Annotated in this window: 12 protein-coding genes; 8 read left to right on the top strand and 4 right to left on the bottom strand. The window is 69.9% G+C overall.

Features of this window, described 5'->3' with window-relative positions:
- Positions 1-17 precede the first annotated feature (17 nt).
- Entirely contained in the window at positions 18-869 is an 852-nt protein-coding gene (locus QHF85_RS31190; RefSeq protein ID WP_281331016.1) for a hypothetical protein, read from the top strand.
- Positions 870-934: 65 nt separating this feature from the next.
- Positions 935-1927 carry an OmpA family protein gene (locus QHF85_RS31185; protein ID WP_281331015.1) on the top strand — a complete coding sequence of 331 codons (993 nt, stop codon included), beginning with the start codon at positions 935-937 and terminating at the stop codon, positions 1925-1927.
- Here the strand turns inward: QHF85_RS31185 and QHF85_RS31180 are convergent, their stop codons facing one another.
- Positions 1928-3466 carry an alkaline phosphatase D family protein gene (locus QHF85_RS31180; RefSeq protein ID WP_281331014.1) on the bottom strand — a complete coding sequence of 513 codons (1539 nt, stop codon included), beginning with the start codon at positions 3464-3466 and terminating at the stop codon, positions 1928-1930. It lies immediately after the preceding gene.
- 147 nt (positions 3467-3613) lie between these two features.
- Between QHF85_RS31180 and QHF85_RS31175 the strand changes: the two genes are divergently transcribed.
- The 3 genes from QHF85_RS31175 (at position 3614) to QHF85_RS31165 (ending at position 7582) form a co-directional block, all read left to right on the top strand.
- On the top strand, positions 3614-4417 hold the full coding sequence (locus QHF85_RS31175) for a Uma2 family endonuclease (protein WP_281331013.1): 804 nt from the start codon (positions 3614-3616) through the stop codon (positions 4415-4417).
- Positions 4418-4425: 8 nt separating this feature from the next.
- Positions 4426-6834: an exo-beta-N-acetylmuramidase NamZ domain-containing protein gene (locus tag QHF85_RS31170; protein WP_281331012.1), complete on the top strand. Its 2409-nt coding sequence runs from the start codon at positions 4426-4428 to the stop codon at positions 6832-6834.
- A 154-nt stretch (positions 6835-6988) separates the two neighbouring features.
- Positions 6989-7582: a hypothetical protein gene (locus QHF85_RS31165; RefSeq protein ID WP_281331011.1), complete on the top strand. Its 594-nt coding sequence runs from the start codon at positions 6989-6991 to the stop codon at positions 7580-7582.
- Positions 7583-7683: 101 nt separating this feature from the next.
- On the opposite strand, the gene QHF85_RS31160 is transcribed toward QHF85_RS31165, so the two are convergent.
- The 3 genes from QHF85_RS31160 to QHF85_RS31150 are packed head-to-tail and all read right to left on the bottom strand — an operon-like array spanning position 7684 to position 9670.
- Complete coding sequence (locus QHF85_RS31160; RefSeq protein ID WP_281331010.1) at positions 7684-8694, bottom strand: hypothetical protein; 1011 nt, start codon at positions 8692-8694, stop codon at positions 7684-7686.
- A 56-nt stretch (positions 8695-8750) separates the two neighbouring features.
- Positions 8751-9542 (bottom strand): DUF4336 domain-containing protein, encoded by a 792-nt coding sequence (locus tag QHF85_RS31155; protein WP_281331009.1) that lies wholly within the window; start codon positions 9540-9542, stop codon positions 8751-8753.
- Positions 9539-9670, bottom strand: coding sequence for a hypothetical protein (locus tag QHF85_RS31150; protein WP_281331008.1), 132 nt, complete (start codon positions 9668-9670; stop codon positions 9539-9541). The genes QHF85_RS31155 and QHF85_RS31150 overlap by 4 nt, the downstream gene beginning before the upstream one ends.
- Positions 9671-9678: 8 nt before the next feature.
- Between QHF85_RS31150 and QHF85_RS31145 the strand changes: the two genes are divergently transcribed.
- The 3 genes from QHF85_RS31145 (at position 9679) to QHF85_RS31135 (ending at position 16249) form a co-directional block, all read left to right on the top strand.
- The gene (locus QHF85_RS31145; RefSeq protein ID WP_281331007.1) at positions 9679-10566 is read left to right on the top strand and encodes a methyltransferase; all 888 of its coding nucleotides are present in this window, start codon (positions 9679-9681) and stop codon (positions 10564-10566) included.
- A gap of 175 nt (positions 10567-10741) precedes the next feature.
- Positions 10742-12253 carry a hypothetical protein gene (locus QHF85_RS31140; RefSeq protein WP_281331006.1) on the top strand — a complete coding sequence of 504 codons (1512 nt, stop codon included), beginning with the start codon at positions 10742-10744 and terminating at the stop codon, positions 12251-12253.
- Positions 12254-12415: 162 nt separating this feature from the next.
- A complete protein-coding gene (locus tag QHF85_RS31135) occupies positions 12416-16249 on the top strand; it encodes a serine/threonine-protein kinase (protein ID WP_281331005.1) in 3834 nt (1277 codons plus the stop codon).
- Positions 16250-16287: the final 38 nt, after the last annotated feature.

Here is a 16287-nt window from a genome sequence, read left to right as displayed (position 1 = left end):
TGATATTCTTCCGCTCCATGTCGCCCGAGCCCTACCGCACCCCGTCTTGCCCCACCTGCTCGGCCCCTCACGTCGAGCAAACGCACATTTGCCAGCTCTGCAAGGAGCCATTCGTCCCCGGCGGCGCGGACGCCGAAGCTTGCGACCCGTGCCTCCGCAAAGCTTGCCAGGTCGTGCAACGCGCCGCCCGAAAATCCGTCCCGCGCTACAGAGAACACCTGCGCTGGGTGATGTCCGCGCTCGTCGTGTGCTTTTGCGGGATCACGGCGTACGGCTTCGTCGACGCGGCACGACGCCTCTCGGACATCCACTCGACGGCGCTCCTGCATGCTGCGGAGTACGGCCCGAAGCCAAATGAAACACCCCACAAAAAGCCCCGCGGCCACCGAAAACAACAGGCCGCGCCGCCCGCCCCGCCCGCGCCGCGCAACGAGGCTCCCCTCGAAGACGCGAGCGTCCCGGCCCTCACGAGCGTCCTCGCCGCGCTAACGCCCGAGGTCCACGATCCGGACGCCTTGCTCACGCGGGTGCAGAAGCTCCGCGACGCCGGCCTCGACATCTTCCTCGTCCGCACGAACCTCGGCAAGAGCATCTTCGACGGCGGCACCGACCTCCGCACGCGCATCAGCCCCGTGATCCAGGGCGGAAAGACGGTCGGCGTGCGCTTCTCGCGCCTCGGCCCCGACTCGATCGACGCGCTCGCGGGCGTCCAGGCGGGCGACGTCCTCGTCTCCATCAATGGCTTCGGCGTCGATAGCCCCGACCGCGCGCTGAGCGGCTACGCGTCCTCCCGTGAAAAGGGCGGGGCCATCTTCGAGCTCTTCCGCAATGGCCGCCGCGTCGTCCTCGACGTCCGCTGGCCGAGGTGATCCGCGCCGCCGGGGACGGCCACGAAAGCCTGGAGTCGCCCTCCGGGTTTTGGTAGACGTTCTCCATGGCGATCTTCCGAACCTCGTCGATCGCGCCCCTTTTGCTGCTGGCGCTCGCCTGCGGCTGCGGCGGCGCGGGCGCCCAGACGAACCCCGAGACCCCGACCGAAGGCCCCACCGCCGAGGCGACCTCGTCCACGCCCCCCACGTCCACGCCCCCGAAAACGGACGAGGCCCCGAAGCCGCCTCCGGCCGAGGAGGCGAAGCCGGAGCCTGCCCCGGACAAACCCGCCCCGACGGAGCTCGCGGAGGCCCCGAAGGCGCCTTCGATCACGTGCGAGCCCAAGGCAGGAGCGGCCGCGGGGCCGAAAAAGAAGCTCGAGATCAGCGTGGATCGATCCCGGGTCGACCTCGACGGACACAAGCTCGAGGTCAAGCTCACGCGGGCCGCGTGCAAGGTCGAGCTCCAGGTCATCGGTGAATCCGGCAAGGTCCTGGCGAACGCGGCGAAGGCCTTCGAAGGCGCGGCGCCGGGCACGGTGCTCGCGATCGACTGGAGCCCGATCCGGGCCGAGACCGTCTCGCGCATCGAGGTCTGGGGCCACGACACCGAGGGCAACTATGTCGGCGTGGCGATCACGCCGTGGAACGTGAAGATCGACCACGAGGAGGTCAATTTCGAGACCGACTCGGACAAGATCCGCGACTCCGAGGTCCCGAAGCTCGAAGCGAGCCTCGACAAGGTGAAGGACGCCCTCTCGAAGCACCAGGATTTGAAGGGCATCTCGCTCTACATCGCGGGCCACACCGACACGGTGGGCAGCCCCGAGCACAACCTGACGCTCTCGCGCAAGCGAGCGCGCGCGATCGCCGCCTGGTTCCGCGGCCGCGGCCTGAAGATCCCGGTCGCGTGGGAAGGGTTCGGCGAGCATAACCCGATCGTCAAAACGGCGGACGAGGTCGCCGAGGCGAAGAACCGCCGCGTCGATTACATCCTCTCCCTCGAACCGCCGCGCTTGCCGCAAGGCGCGGTCGCGTTCGGGTGGAAGGCGCTCTGATCAGCTCACCGCCTCGATCTCCACGCCCCACATCTCGTTCCCATCGCCATCGTGCAGCGCCGCGCGGAGCCGCCCGCTCTTGCCGTCGATCGCGAGCACCCCGAACGACTGTTTTCCTCCGGCAGGACCGACCGGCGGATCCCCCTGCTTCCGATTCTGAAACTTCACCTCTGGCCCGAACGTCTCGTCGAGTGGCGCCGGCCCGAACGTGCCCGCGTGGAGCGGCCCGGCGACGAGCTCCCAGAACGGGTCGAACTTCGCGAGCTTCGCCCGCGAAGGATCGTAATGGTGCGCCGCTGCGTAATGCACGTCGGCCGTGATCCACAGGACGTTTCGGATACGTTTCTCCTGCAAGAACGACAGAATCGCCGCGATCTCCAGCTCCCGCCCGAGCGGCGCTCCCTCCCCGTTCGCGAACCCGTCCTGCGCCGTCGGTCCATCCGGGACCACGAGCCCGATCGGCTGGTCGCACGCGATGATCTTCCAGGTCGCGGTCGACCGCGCGAGCGCCTCCTTCAGCCATGCGATCTGCGCTTCGCCGAGGATCGTGGGCGACTCCTTTTCCTCGCGATTCGGCCCATTCGTCCCCCGAAAGCTCCGCGCGTCGAGCACGAACACATCCACGCGCGGCCCGTACGACAGCACCCGATGAATGGGCCCTTGCCGCATCGGCGCATACTCGAACATCGCCTGCTTCGCGAACCCGGCCAGCACCGACGCCCGCCGCTCCTTGTACCGCGGATCCTCCAGCACCTGCCCGGGAAACCAGTTGTTGCGCACCTCGTGATCGTCCCATTGCACGATCGTCGGCACGGCCGCGTGCAGCCGCCGCACGTGCTCGTCGAGGAAGTTGTACGCGAAATTGCCCCGAAACTCCTCCAGCGTCTCGGCCACCTTCGATTTCGCGGGCGTCACGAGGTTCTTCCAGACGGACCCATCGGGCAGCTCGATCTGCTCCGGCAAGGGATTGTCCGCGTAGATCCGATCTCCCGAATGGATGAACAGATCCGGCGCGAGCCGCGCGATCGACGCATACGTCTTCATCCCGCCGCGGGCGACATCGATCCCGAACCCTTGCCCTGCCGTATCGCCCGACCACACGATCTTCACATCCTCCCCCGGCCCCGGCGGCGCGCGCAGCGACCCCAAGGCCGGCTCGCTCCGCGCGTGCCCCACGTCGTCCGCCTCGAAGACCACGCGATAATGGATCCGCTTCCCGGGCGGCAACCCCGTGAGCTCCAGGCGCGCCGTGAAATCGTTCTCGGCCGTGGCGACGGGCCCTTCGAGCTTCTGCGCATCGCTCAGCCGCTCATCGGTCCCCCATTCCACGAGGAGCCGCGCCGGCCGATCCGTCTTGCTCCAGAGCACGACGCCGGCGGCCGTGGGATCGCCGGTCTGCACACCAAACGGAAGCGTCGGCCGCGCGGCCTCGGACGTCACGACGCCGGGCGAACCGCACTGGCCCGCGCAGGAAGGAAGCGCGAGGGCGGAGAGGGAGCCGAGGAGGAAATGGCGGCGGGGGAGGAGGAGCGTGGACATGGAGAGCCGCGAGAGGATCGCCTGGGGCGGAGGCGATGGCAAGGGGCTCTGCGAGGAACGTCACGGGGTTTGTCTCGGAAGTCGTTGATGCGCTAGGACAAACGTTTTTCTTGACGGAACGAAGGGCTCCCGTGGTAGGAGGGCTCGATGAGCGACCCGCTTGTCGCCGCGTCGCCCGATCCCGTGGATCCCTTCCCTGCGGAGGGCCTGCCATGGTATGCTGCGGGCATGGGCACCGCGGCGCGTAACCTCGGCACCGACGATCCGACCTTCTACCCGACGCACGACGACATGGGTGAAAGCGCGCTCCAGACGCTCATCATCGAGCTGTTCCGCCCCTTGCTCGCCCGCTTCCTGGCGTCGCAGGGCGTCCGCGCATTCGTGGGGGCCGATCAATTCATCTACTGGGTCCAGTACGCCCCGACGGTGACGGTCGCGCCCGACCTTTACGTCCTCCCGGGCGTGGATCCCGATAGCGCTCCCAAATGCTGGAAGGTATGGGAGACCGGCATCGTACCGAGCTTCGCGCTCGAGGTGATGGCGGAAGAGAATCAGAAGGACCAGGAGCAATCGCCGCGCCGCTACGACGAGCTCGGGGTGAAGGAGCTCCTCGTGTTCGACCCATACGCGGCCGAATTGCCCGACCGCGTCCGGTTCAGCGTTTACCGCCGAAACGCCCGCGGCAAGCTCGTCCAGGTCGAGGTCACGGATACCGATCGCGTCCACTCGACGGTGCTCGGGTGCTTCGTGCGCGTGGTCGGGGCTGGTGCGGCGCAACGCTTGCGTGTCGGGCTCGGGCCCAGCGGGGACGAACTGTTGCCGACCGAGGCGGAGCTGGCCGAGCAGGAGCGTGCACGGGCCGAAGAAGCCCATGCCAGGGCTGAGGCCGCAGAGGCCGAAAATGCGCGCCTCCGCGCCGAGCTCGAACGGCTGCGCCGCGGCGGCGCGTAAGGAAGGGGATGTTCGTCCCGCGGTCCCACCACGCCCTCCCCCTCGCGCTCACCCTGTGCGCCGCCTGCGCCGAGCCACCGCATCCCGAGGAGAACCGAACGGTCGCTCCCGCGTCCGCTCCCGCTCCCGCAACCGCCTCCGCCTCCACTCCCGCAACCGCCTCCGCTCCCGCCCCCATTCCCGCCTCCGCCTCCGCCTCCGCCCTCCCCTCCCTCCCGCCCGACGCCGAAGCCCGCCTCGACGCGGCCATCCGCGGCGCCATCGATCGCGGCGAGGTCCCGGGCGCCGTCCTCCTCGTCGTACAATCGCGCCACGTCGTCCTCCGCAAAGCCTATGGCCTCCGCGCCAAGGAGCCTTCTCCTTCGTCGATGGCCCTCGACGCCGTCTTCGACGTCGCGAGCCTCACCAAACCCATCGCCACCGCGAGCTCGATCCTCCTGCTCGCCGAACGCAAATCGCTGCGCCTCGACGACCCCGCGCAGAAATGGCTCCCCGATTTCACGGGCGACGACCGCGAGCGCATCACGATCACCCACCTCCTGCTCCACACCTCCGGCCTCCCCGCCGGCGATGCCATCTCCGCTTATGCCGACGGCGAGGCCCGCGCCCTCGCCCGCATCCAGAAGACCAAGCTCCTCCACCCGCCCGGCGAGGCCCACGTCTACAGCGACCTCGGGTACATCCTCCTCGGCGAAATCGTCCGCCGCGCCTCGGGCGAGCCCCTCGACGTGTTCGCCCGGAAAAACCTCTTCGAGCCGCTCGGCATGCAGGACACCACCTTCCGCCCCGGGCCTCCGCTCGCCGCGCGCGCCGCGCCCACCGAGCGAATCCATGACAAACTGCTCGTCGGCGAGGTCCACGATCCGCGGGCCCGCGCCCTCGGCGGCGTGGCCGGGCACGCGGGGCTCTTCTCCACCGCGGATGACCTTGGCCGGTTCGTCCGCATGATCCTCGGCGGCGGCGAATTCGACGGTCGCCGTATCCTCTCGGAAGCCTCCGTCCGCGCGATGACCGAGCTCCGCCCCTTGCCCCTCCCCGAAGGCAGCCCCGACAAACCATCGTCCCGCAGCCTCACCCTCGGCTCGCTCTTCGGCGGGGTCGGCCATACCGGCTTCACGGGCACGGCGTTCTGGCTCGACGTCCGCCGCGGCGATGCCGTCGTCCTGCTCGCGAGCCGCCTCCATCCCGACGGCAAAGGCGACGCCACGCGCCTGCGCCGCGACGTCGCCAATGCCGCGGTCGTGATCCCCCGGAGCCCGCCCGCGGCCCGCGTCCGCGTGGGCATCGACGTCCTCGAAGCGCGCGGGTTCGACGTCCTCGCGGGTCGCAAGATCGGCCTCCTCACGAACCACACGGGCAAGAACGCGCGCGGCGAGCGCACGATCGACGTCCTCGCCGCCTCGAAATCGTTCGAGCTCAAAGCCATCTTCAGCCCCGAGCACGGCCTCGGCGCCGACAAGGACGCCCTCGTCCCCGGCGGAAAAGACGCGCGCACGGCCCTGCCCATCCATAGCCTCTACGGCGCCGATCGCCGCCCCACGGACGCCATGCTCGCCGGCCTCGACACGCTCGTCTTCGACGTGCAGGACGCGGGCACCCGGTTTTACACGTACATCAGCACGATGGGCTATGCCCTCGAGGAGGCCGCGAAACGGAACCTCCGCTTCGTCGTGCTCGATCGGCCGGATCCGCTCGGCGGCGTGGCGCTGGAGGGCCCGCTCGTCGATCCCGGGCGCGATTCTTTCGTCGCGTACCATTCGATCCCCGTGCGCCACGGCATGACCGTCGGCGAGCTCGCGCGGCTCTTCGACGCCGAGAAAAAACTCGGCGCCGATCTCCACGTCGTGCCCCTCGAAGGCTGGGATCGCTCCTTCCGATTCGAACAGACCGGCCTCCCCTGGGTGAACCCCTCGCCCAATTTGCGCAGCGTCACCGAGGCGCTCCTCTATCCCGGCGTGGGCCTGCTCGAATTGACGAACGTCAGCGTCGGCCGCGGCACCGACAGGCCCTTCGAGCGCGTGGGCGCGCCTTTCCTCTCCGGCGCGCGCCTCGCCGCCGAGCTCGCGCGACTCGACCTCCCCGGCGTGCGCTTCTCCCCGGTCCGCTTCACGCCCGCGTCGAGCACCCACGCCGGCGTGCCTTGCGAGGGCGTCGCCCTCGACGTCACCGATCCCGTGAAGATCCAGCCTGTCCGCGTGGGCCTCGCGATTGCGGTCGTTTTGCGCAGGCTCCATCCCGAGGAATGGAAGCCCTCCGGCGTCCTGACCCTGCTCGGCAGCGCCCGCGTCCACGAGGCGCTCGTCCGCGGCGACGACCTGCCGCGCCTCGTCGCGCTCTACGAGCAGGATCTCAAGGCTTTTTCGGAGCGCCGCAAGCCACACCTGCTCTATCCCGCGTTCGTACGAGACAATCGGTAGGACATTTTTCGTCCTCCGACCGGTCGGACATTGTTCATCACGGCATAAGATGAAAAACCGTGACGGACGGAGGTTCTGTGTTATCTTCTGGAAACGACACGGACGGCGCGCGACGGTGAATGGCCGGCGCGCCTCCGCGGCCCAGGAGGAACCGATGGACAAGGTCTCGCTGACGTACTTCGTCGATTTCGTGCTGAAGTCCGGGACGCCCAAGCTCACCGGCGTGCGCGAGTACAAGGAGCGCAAGGACGAGCTCAGCACGGACTTTTATCGTCCGATCCGGGAGGCCATCGTCGAGATGCACAAGAAGGGCCTCCCGGCCTCCACGCTGACCGAGATCGCGCGCGCGCAGGACGACGAGAAGCGGCAGAAGCATTATCCGCTCGTCATCGCGGGATATCGTGCGTTCCTCGCCGAGGGCCCGATGAATTTCTTCGAGCCCCCGCGCGCCGGCCTCTCGCTCGGCGCGCTCGAGATCGACGTGAACCCCGAGCTCGGGCTCGTCCTCTCGGGCAAACCGCACCTGATCAAGCTGTATTTCCGCAGCGAGCCGCTCACGCCGCGCCGCACGGCCGTGATCCTCGCGCTCCTCTCGCGTGGCCTCTGCGAGAGCCACCCCGAATACGTGCCGGCCGTGCTCGACGTGCGCAATGGCAAGCTGCACACCTCGGCGAACACGAGCTCGCGCATCGACATTCTGCTGCGGGGTGAAGCCGCGGCATTCGCCGCGATGTATGGATCGGTCTGACCTCCCGAGGGGGACGCCTCGCGTCCCCCTCTCGGCCAGGCGCAGCCCGGCCGATTCACCCCCCCGAGGCGATCTCGCAGAGCATCGAATGGTTCGATGCTCTAACGAGCTCCGTCCGCGCGCCGGATCCACACCGGCCCCTGCGGACGGAGCTCGATCGCGCCCTTCTTCTCCCGCAGCACGAGCGCCCCGTCCGGCAGCGCCTCGCCCTTTTCGGGGCGCTCGGGGATGGGGCGCATCGAGATCTTCCCCGTCTCCCACAGCACGTAGGTCCACGGCATCTCGGCCGACGAGAACGTCGCGCTCTTCTCCGCGCGGATCATCGCCGCCTCGCAGCGGTGCTCGGGCTCGACGCCCCAGCGCTCCGACGGGGCGATCGCCTGGTTCTCCCCCGCCCACACGAGCCCCGCACCGCTGTTCTTTTCGTCGAACGTCTCGGGCCGGAGCCGGCTCGGATCCGCGAGCAGCGCCTCGCAATCGAGCGGGGCCTTCGGGCGGCGAATCACGACGTGCATATCGGACTCGTCCGGAGGCACGTGCACGAACACGTCCGCGAGGATCATGTTCCGAGGCCCCGTCTGCCGCACCTGATGCAGCCGAGCCACCGACGTCGCCATGCAGAACAGGAGGCCCAGCGCGGCCGCCGCGAGCTCGACCGGCCGCAGCGGGCGCCGCGGTTTGTCGTCTCGAACCTCTCGCATCGAAGGCGAGAGCACCCGATAGCCGAGCGCGAGGAACGGAAGCGCGAGCAGATCCGTCGGATCCGCCCAGGTTTGGAAAGGCAAACCAAGCGCCACGAGCGCCGCGTCCCACGCCGCGGCGAGGGCGTCCGAGAGCTCGAGCGCAGAAAACACCACGGCCACGGCCACGTGGCAGCCGATCACGGTGCGCCGCCCTCGCGCGCGGACGAGCGTCGCGAGCAGCGCGGGCGCGAGGAACAAGCCCGCCGCATCGCTCAGCTTGCCCGTCACGAGCCGGGGAACGAGGCCGCTGCCCTTGAGGGCGTGATCGTTCACGGCGAGCACGGCGAGCGCGACCCACCACGCGGGGTGCGTGAGCGCGCGCGCCGGGCGCCACGGGGTCTCGTCGTTTCGAGCGTCGAGCGTCTTCATTCCAGCGGCAAGATACGCGGAATCGAGACGCCCGAAAAGGCGAGACGCGCGGACGCTCAAAGATACAGGCCGACCGCGCGCACCCGATCCTTCGCGCCCTCCGCGACGACCTCCCCGTGCGCCATGATCAGCCGATCGAAATCGAGCGCGAGCACCTCGCGCACCGAGGCGTTCCACGCGGCCTTGTCCTTCGTGATGAACGTCCACATCCGGCTCCGCGCGAGCTTTCCGCGCGTGCCCATCATCGTGAGCACGAGCTTCGTCGCGAGGCCTTCCGGCCGCTCGATGTTGAACACGAGATCCGAGACGACGAGCGTCTTCGTCGGGCGGTGAAGGAAAACCACCTCCTCCATCTGCGGCGCGCCCGCGACGTGGCGCTGCTCGAAGACGCCGGCCCACGCGGCGGGCGCCTCCCCGGAGAGCACCTCGTCGATGCGCAGCGAGGGGATCTTCTCCCTGAGCCCCGGCGGCGCAAAGACACGCGCCTCGGGGAAACGCTCGGACGCGCGGCCGAGGAAGAGGTTGTGATAAAGATTCGGCGCGACGAGATACGAGACCGTGCCGAGCTTCGCGAGCGCGGCGGCGAGCGTGTCGTCGATCGGAATGGGCGAATGGATCCAGAGCTTTTCGCCCGGGAGGCGGACCACCGTCATCCGCGTGTCCATCCGGACGCCGCCGGGCATCCTCACAGGGTGCTCCGCGGCCCACAGGTCTTCGGCGAGGGAAACGAGCTCGGCCATGGGTCTTCCTTTTTGATCACTCGTGCACGACGGCCAACGATAGCAGGGCGCGGCGGGATTGTCGTTGTCGAAGCCGTGCCGACAGAACTCTTCGAGCAGGAAGATCATGCCGGCGCGAGCTCCTTCGTGATGGACATGTATTGCTCGTCGATCCAGACGATCCTCGCCTCGAGGTCGTCCGGCGCGGGGACGGGCGACGTTGGAATGGCGCGGCCCCGGGCCCTCGTGGTAGACACCGGCTCCCATGCAGCCTGCATCCGACACGGACCAGCTCGCCACCAAGGGCGCGGGCATCGTGCGCCCCGCGCGCCGCCCCGCCGGCTGGATCGCCCCCGGCCCGCAGCCGCGGACGCCCGATCGCGAGGACGTCTGGCCCGGCCCCGGCGAGGACCTCTGCTACCTGGCCGGTGATTTCCGCATTCTCCAGCGCGTCGACGGCCACCGCTGGTCGGCCGACGACCTCGTCACGGCCTGGTACGCAATCGAAACGCTCCGCCATGCCCCGCCGGGCCGCGCCGTCGACCTCGGCTGCGGCATCGGCACCGTCCTCCTTTTCGTCGCGTGGGCCTTCCCGGAGGCGCGCGTGACGGGCGTCGAGGCGCAGGACGTGAGCTTCGGCCTCGCGCGGCGCTCGCTCGCGTGGAACGGCGTGGACGACCGGTGCGCGGTGCGCTTCGGGGATCTCCGGGACCCGGAGACGACCGCGGGCCTCGAAGGCGCGTCGCTCGTGACGGGCACGCCGCCGTATCTGCCGAAGGGGACGGGGATCGAGTCGAGCAAGGTGCAATGCGGCCCGTGCCGCTTCGAATGGCGCGGCGGCGTCGAAGACTACGCCCTCGCCGCGGCGCGCTTGCTCGCCGAGGACGCGCCGTTCGTCGGCTGCGCCGCCTCGCGCCAGCGCCCGCGCGTCGAGGCCGCGGCCGTGGGCGCCGGGCTCGTGCTCGAGCGCTACCGCGACGTCATCCCGCGCGAGGGCAAGGACCCACTTTTCTCCATCTATGTGATGCGCCGCCCTGCCGCGGCTCGCGCCCCGGAAATCGAGCCGCCGCTCGTGTTACGCGGCAAGGACGGGCGCTTCACGGCCGCGTTCGACGACGTGCGCCAGGCGATGGGAATACCCGTCGTGCGTTAAAAAATTATCGGGCCTCGCGACGAGAAAATCGAACCCCGAGCGGAACCGCACGGCATGAAAACGGTTTTTCGTCCTTGATGGGGCCGGCCGAGGGCTGTAAGAATGTATTCTTCTTCGGTCCTTGGCGCGGCGCGGCGACAAGCCCTCGCACCCAGGACCTCTCTGTGGAGGTCTCATGCGCAGGAACGTTTTGCTTGGGCTCATCATTTCTTCCGGGCTTTCCGTCCTCGCGGCCGGCGCCGGTTGCAGTGATGGCGGGACGAACACCACCGGCGGCGGTGGCGAGGGCGGCAGCGGCGGCGGCGCCTCGCAGTCGAGCTCGAGCTCGAGCTCGTCGAGCGTCGCGCAATCGGGCTCCGGCGGCGGCACGCCGGCCGATTCGAACGTGAGTTGCGATACCGCGACGGAGCTGTTCCTCGACGATCCCGGTTTGCAGGATACGCTCGATCCGATCGATACCGACGAGGACTTCTACAAGTTCAAGGGCGCGAAGGGCCAGGCCATTCTGCTCTCGACGGACGCGAAGCCCCCGGCGGACGAATTCGACAACACGTACCCGGATCTCGTCCTCACGCTTTACAAGAAGCAGGGCGGGCAATGGGTGCAGATCGCGGAGAACGACGATCCGTTCCCGCGTTCGAGCAACGACAGCGCAATGTACACGATCCTCCCCGCGTCGGACGACGACGAGTACTGCATGCGCGTCACCGAATGCAACGTGTGGGTGGGCGGAGCGCCGGGCTGCGCGCCTTCGGCCGACATCACCACGTACGATTACGCGATCGGCGCGGGCATCCTCGACGCGTCGCTCGACAGCATCGCGGCCGAGGTGGAGCCGAACGAATCGGACGCCCAGGCCACGGCCGTCGAGTATGCGAAGAACGCGCAGAGCGGCAATTATTACCTCTCGCTCCAGTGGGGCGGATACAGCAGCGCGACGGACGTCGACGTCTGGAAGTTCAACGTCCCCGCGGACGCCGTGAAGGTGATGGGCGATCGCTCCGTCTGCAACTTCGACTTCTATCCGGGCGGCACCGTGGGCAGCGGCTCGACGGCCACGTCGGGCGTGATTGCCTACGTGACGACGGCCGCGGATCCCACGAAAAAGATCGCGCAGATCGACGTGACGGCGGGCCAGACGCCCGCGCAGATCGCCGTGCCTTGCGAGCTCGGGACCGATTACCTGTTCTTCATGACGCGCAAGGCCGGCTCCACGGCCGGGGAGAACGATTTCTACTTCGTGAACCACGGCGGCACGGGCTCGAACCCGCTCGAGGCGGGCCCGAACGACGCCGTCGACATGCCCGAGGCCCTGAAGCCCAACGCGAACGGCACGACGACGAGCTACTTCGTCGACGGTGACCTCGACGCGGCCCCGACGGACGTCGATTACTACTCGGTCGACGTGCCCGCCGGCTCGGCCACGATCAGCGTCGCCTGCGGCGGTCAGCGCTCCGGCTCGGGCCTGCGGGGCCTCAAGGTCTCGGTGCTCGGCGCGAACAACATGCCGATCACCGGCGGCACGTCCACGGAGACCGAGGCGAAGGACCTCTTCATCCAGGACGCGAACGTCCCGTCCGGCGTCACCAGCCTGAAGATCAAGGTCGAGGCGGCGTCGCAGGACGCCGACGTCGCGAGCACGTTCTATCGTTGCGGCGTGCACGTCGCGCCGCCGGCCAACCCGTAGTTTTACAGGACGCACCTCCCCCCGCCCCGCCCTCCGGCCCGCGTGACGCGCGCGCCGGGGGGCGTCCGCCCCGAACACAGCAAAAATTCGACGCGCATCACGAGAACCGCCCCTTTTATGGGGATGGACCGCGCCGAACTTTGCGCGGATACTTGGCGCCCCATGCTTCCGGGCCAGGTGGTCGACGGACGTTTCGTCGTCGAAGGAGTCGTCGGCCAAGGCGGCATGGCACGCGTGTTCCGCGCGATGGACCGCACGACGGGCGAGGTCGTCGCGATCAAGGTCCTGCTCGAAGACGAAGCGGCGAACGTCGAGCGATTCGAGCGCGAGGCGGAGATCATGGCCGCGCTCGTGCATCCAGGCATCGTGCGGTATGTGGCGCACGGTCGCGACGGAAGCTTCCCCTACATCGCCATGGAGTGGGCCTCGGGCCAGAGCCTCGACCGGCGCATCCAGCGACAAACCTTGCCGATCGACGGCGCCGTGCGGCTGCTCCGTCACCTCGCGGAGGCGCTCGCGATCGCGCACGAGCGAGGGATCGTGCACCGGGACCTGAAGCCCGGGAACGTGATCCTGCTCGACGGAGATCTGGAGCGGCCGAAGCTCATCGATTTCGGCATCGCGCGCCTCGGCGGTGCCACGAAGGAGCTGACGCAAAAGGGCGTCTTGCTCGGGTCGATGGGGTACATGGCGCCGGAGCAGGCGCGCGGCGCGCAGAACCTCGACGCGCGCGCGGACGTGTTCGCCCTCGGCTGCCTGATGCTGCACGCGCTCACGGGCAAACGGCTCTTCGAGGGTGGCGACTCGCTCGCGTACCTCGTGCGCGTGGTCGTCGAGGACGCGCCGCGGCTGCGCACGCTGCGGCCCGACGCGCCGCCGTGGCTCGAAGCGCTGCTCGCGCGGATGCTCGCGCGCGCGCCGGGCGAGCGGCCGGCGAACGCAGGCGCGCTCGCGCTGGAGATCGAGCGGGGGCTCGAAGCGGACCTCGACGAGACCACGGTCGAGGCCGTCTCGTTGCCAGGAGGCGCGCTCGGGGCGCACGAGCGGCGCGTGCGCTGCGTGCTCATCGTGCGGCTCCCGGAAGGGCCGGGCGCGGGTTCCGAAGGAAAAACCTCGCTCGCGGAGGTGGCCGCGGGGTTTGGCGGGACGGTCGACGAGCTGCTCGACGGACACCAGCTCGTGACGTTCCACGGCTCGGGGACGGCGACGGACGATGCCTCGCGGGCCGCGAAGTGCGCGCTCGCGTTCGCCGAGCGGGTCGACGGCGAGCGGTCCGCGATCGTCGCGGCCGAGAGCGCAGGCGAGGCGCCGGCGGCTTCGACGATCGAGTGTTTCCTGCCGATGCTCTCGCGCGCGCCGCGCGACGCGATCGCGGTCGACGACGTGACCGCGGGCCTGCTCGGCGCGCGCTTCGACGTGAGCGGCGACGAGCAAGGCCTCTTCCTGCTCGGCGAGCGCGACGTCGGCGAGCCCGCGCGGACGCTGCTCGGCAGGCCCACGCCGTGCGTCGGTCGTGACGTCGAGCTCGGCGCGATCCAGCGCATCTTCGAGGAGGCCGAGCGCGAGCGGACGCCCCAGGCGGTGATCGTCACGGGCGAGGCCGGGATCGGCAAATCACGCCTGCGGCACGAGCTCTTGCGCTGGCTCGCCGAGCGAGGTCGGCCGGTGGAGATCTGGATCGGCCAGGGCGATCCGATGGCGGCGGGATCGTCCTTCGGCCTGCTCGCGCGGGCCTTGCGGCGCGCGGCGAACGTGACGGCGGGCGAGCCTCTGGAGGTCGCGCGGCGCAAGCTGCGAGCGCGCGTCGGCCGGCACCTCGATCCGATCCGCGCCGCGTCCGTGGCGGAGTTTCTCGGGGAAGCCGCGGGTTTGCCCTTCGAGGACGAGGGCCGCCCGGGGCTCGTCGCCGCGCGGCGCAACGCGACGTTGATGGGCGACCGGATCCGTCGATCGTTCGAGGAGCTCGTGGTCGCCGAGGGACGCGCCGGCGCGCTCTTGCTCGTGCTCGAAGACCTTCATTTCGGCGATCTTCCGAGCCTGAACCTCGTCGACGCGGCGCTCGCGCAGCGCTTGCCGCTCGTGGTGCTCGCGCTCGGCAGGACCGAGCTCGCGCGGACGTTCCCGGACCTCTGGACCGCGCGCGCGCCGCTCACGATCTCGCTCGCGCCGCTCGCAGACGGCGACGGCCAGAGGCTCGCGCGCGCGGCGCTCGGGCCGCGGGCGAAGAGCACGGTGATCACGCAGATCGTGGAGCGCGCGGGCGGCAACGCGTTTTTCCTGGAAGAGCTCGTGCGCGCGGCGGCGCGCGGTCGGGATCAGGCGCTGCCGGAGAGCGTGATCGCCATGGTGCAAGGCACGCTCGAAGAGCTCGATCCGCGCGCGCGGCGGGCGCTCCGCGCGGCGAGCGTCTACGGCGACGTGTTCACGGAAGGCGACGTGGCGGCGCTGCTCGGCGAGGAGACGCGCGACGTGGCAGCGCTGCTCGGCGAGCTCTGCGCGCGCGAGCTGCTCGAGCTGCGCGAGGTGAGCCTGACGCGGCACGAGAACGTCGTGGAGATGTACTCGTTCCGGCACGCCTACGTGCGCGAGGCGGCGTACGCGATGCTCACCGACGAGGACCGCGTGCTCGGGCACAAGCTCGCGGCGCGTCGCCTCACGGCGGCCGGAGAGCCCGATCCGACGCGCCTCGCCGAGCACCTCTTCCGCGCGGGCCAGCTCGACAAGGCGACCACGCATTTTTCCCGCGCAGCCGAGCAAGCGCTCCTCGGCGGGGATCTCGGCAAGGCCCTCTCGTGCGCCGAGCGCGGGATCAACTGCGGCGCGCTCGGCGACGATCTCGGCCGCCTGCTCGTGATCCAGGCCGAGGCGCATCGGTGGCGCGGCGAGAACGTCGAGGCCATGCGCAAGGCCGAGCGCGCGCTCACCGTCCTTTCGCGCGGCACCGACGCCTGGTGCGCGGCCGCGAGCGAGGTCACCTCGTGCGCGACGAGGCTCGGCGATCCAGGCACGCTCGAGCCCGTGGCGGCGGCGCTCTCCGAGGTCGTCTCGGCGCCGCGGACCACGCCGCGTCCGACGCAGCTCGCCGCGTGTGCGCGCGTCGCCGCGGCGCTTTATGTGCTCGGCCGGCACGAGCTCGCCGAGTCGCTACACGAGCTCGCGGCGGGGCACGAGGAAGCGCGGCGGGAGCCGTCGACGCGCGCGCGCCTCCACGAGGCCGACACGCTGCGGGCGCACACGATGGGGGACGCAGCCGGCGCGGTCGCCGCGGTGGAGCAGGTCATCCAGGCCTTCACGGAGATCGGCGACCTGCGCAGCGTCGCGCTCCACCGGAGCAACCAGGCCGCGCTGCTGAACGCGATCGGCGCGTACGTCGAGGCCGAGTTCGCCTCGCGGGCCGCGCTCGAAGCGAGCGAGGCGCAGGGGCTCTCGCAGATCGTGAGCGCGGCCCAGCAAAACCTCGGGTTTTCCCTGGCGCACACGGGCCGCATCGACGAGGCCCAGACGCTCCTTTCCCGCAGCATCCGCGAGGCCATCCTCCAGCGCAACCGCAGGCTCGAGGCCGGCGCGCGGATCTACCTCGCGATCGCCGCGCTCTACGCGCGCAAGCTCGACATCGCGGACGCCGAGGCGCGCGCGGCCGCCGACGCGCTCGCGGGCATGCCCCTCCACGCGTATGCGGTCGGCGTGCTCGCGATGGTCGAGCTCTTGCGCGGGCGCGCGCGGGAAGCCCTGCACATGGCGGAGAAGGCGATCAGCGCGCTCGCGGCGCGCGGCGGCGCGGCCGAGGAGGGCGAGGGCCTCGTGCGGCTCGCGTTCGCCGAGGCGCTCGCGGCGACGGGGGACACGGAGGGTGCGCGGCGTGCGCTCTCCATCGCGAAGCGGCGCATCGAGGAGCGCGCGACTTCGCTCACGCGGCCCGCGCATCGACGCAGCTTCGTCGAGCTCGTCCCCGAGCATCGGCGGACCCTCGATCTCGCCGCGCACATGGGGGCGTAGCTCGCGATCGAAACGCGGCACGAAGGAGAACGAACCAA

Source organism: Polyangium sp. 6x1, from assembly GCF_029946515.1.
Classification (GTDB): domain Bacteria; phylum Myxococcota_A; class Polyangia; order Polyangiales; family Polyangiaceae; genus Polyangium.
This window is presented reverse-complemented; position numbering and strand designations above follow the sequence as displayed.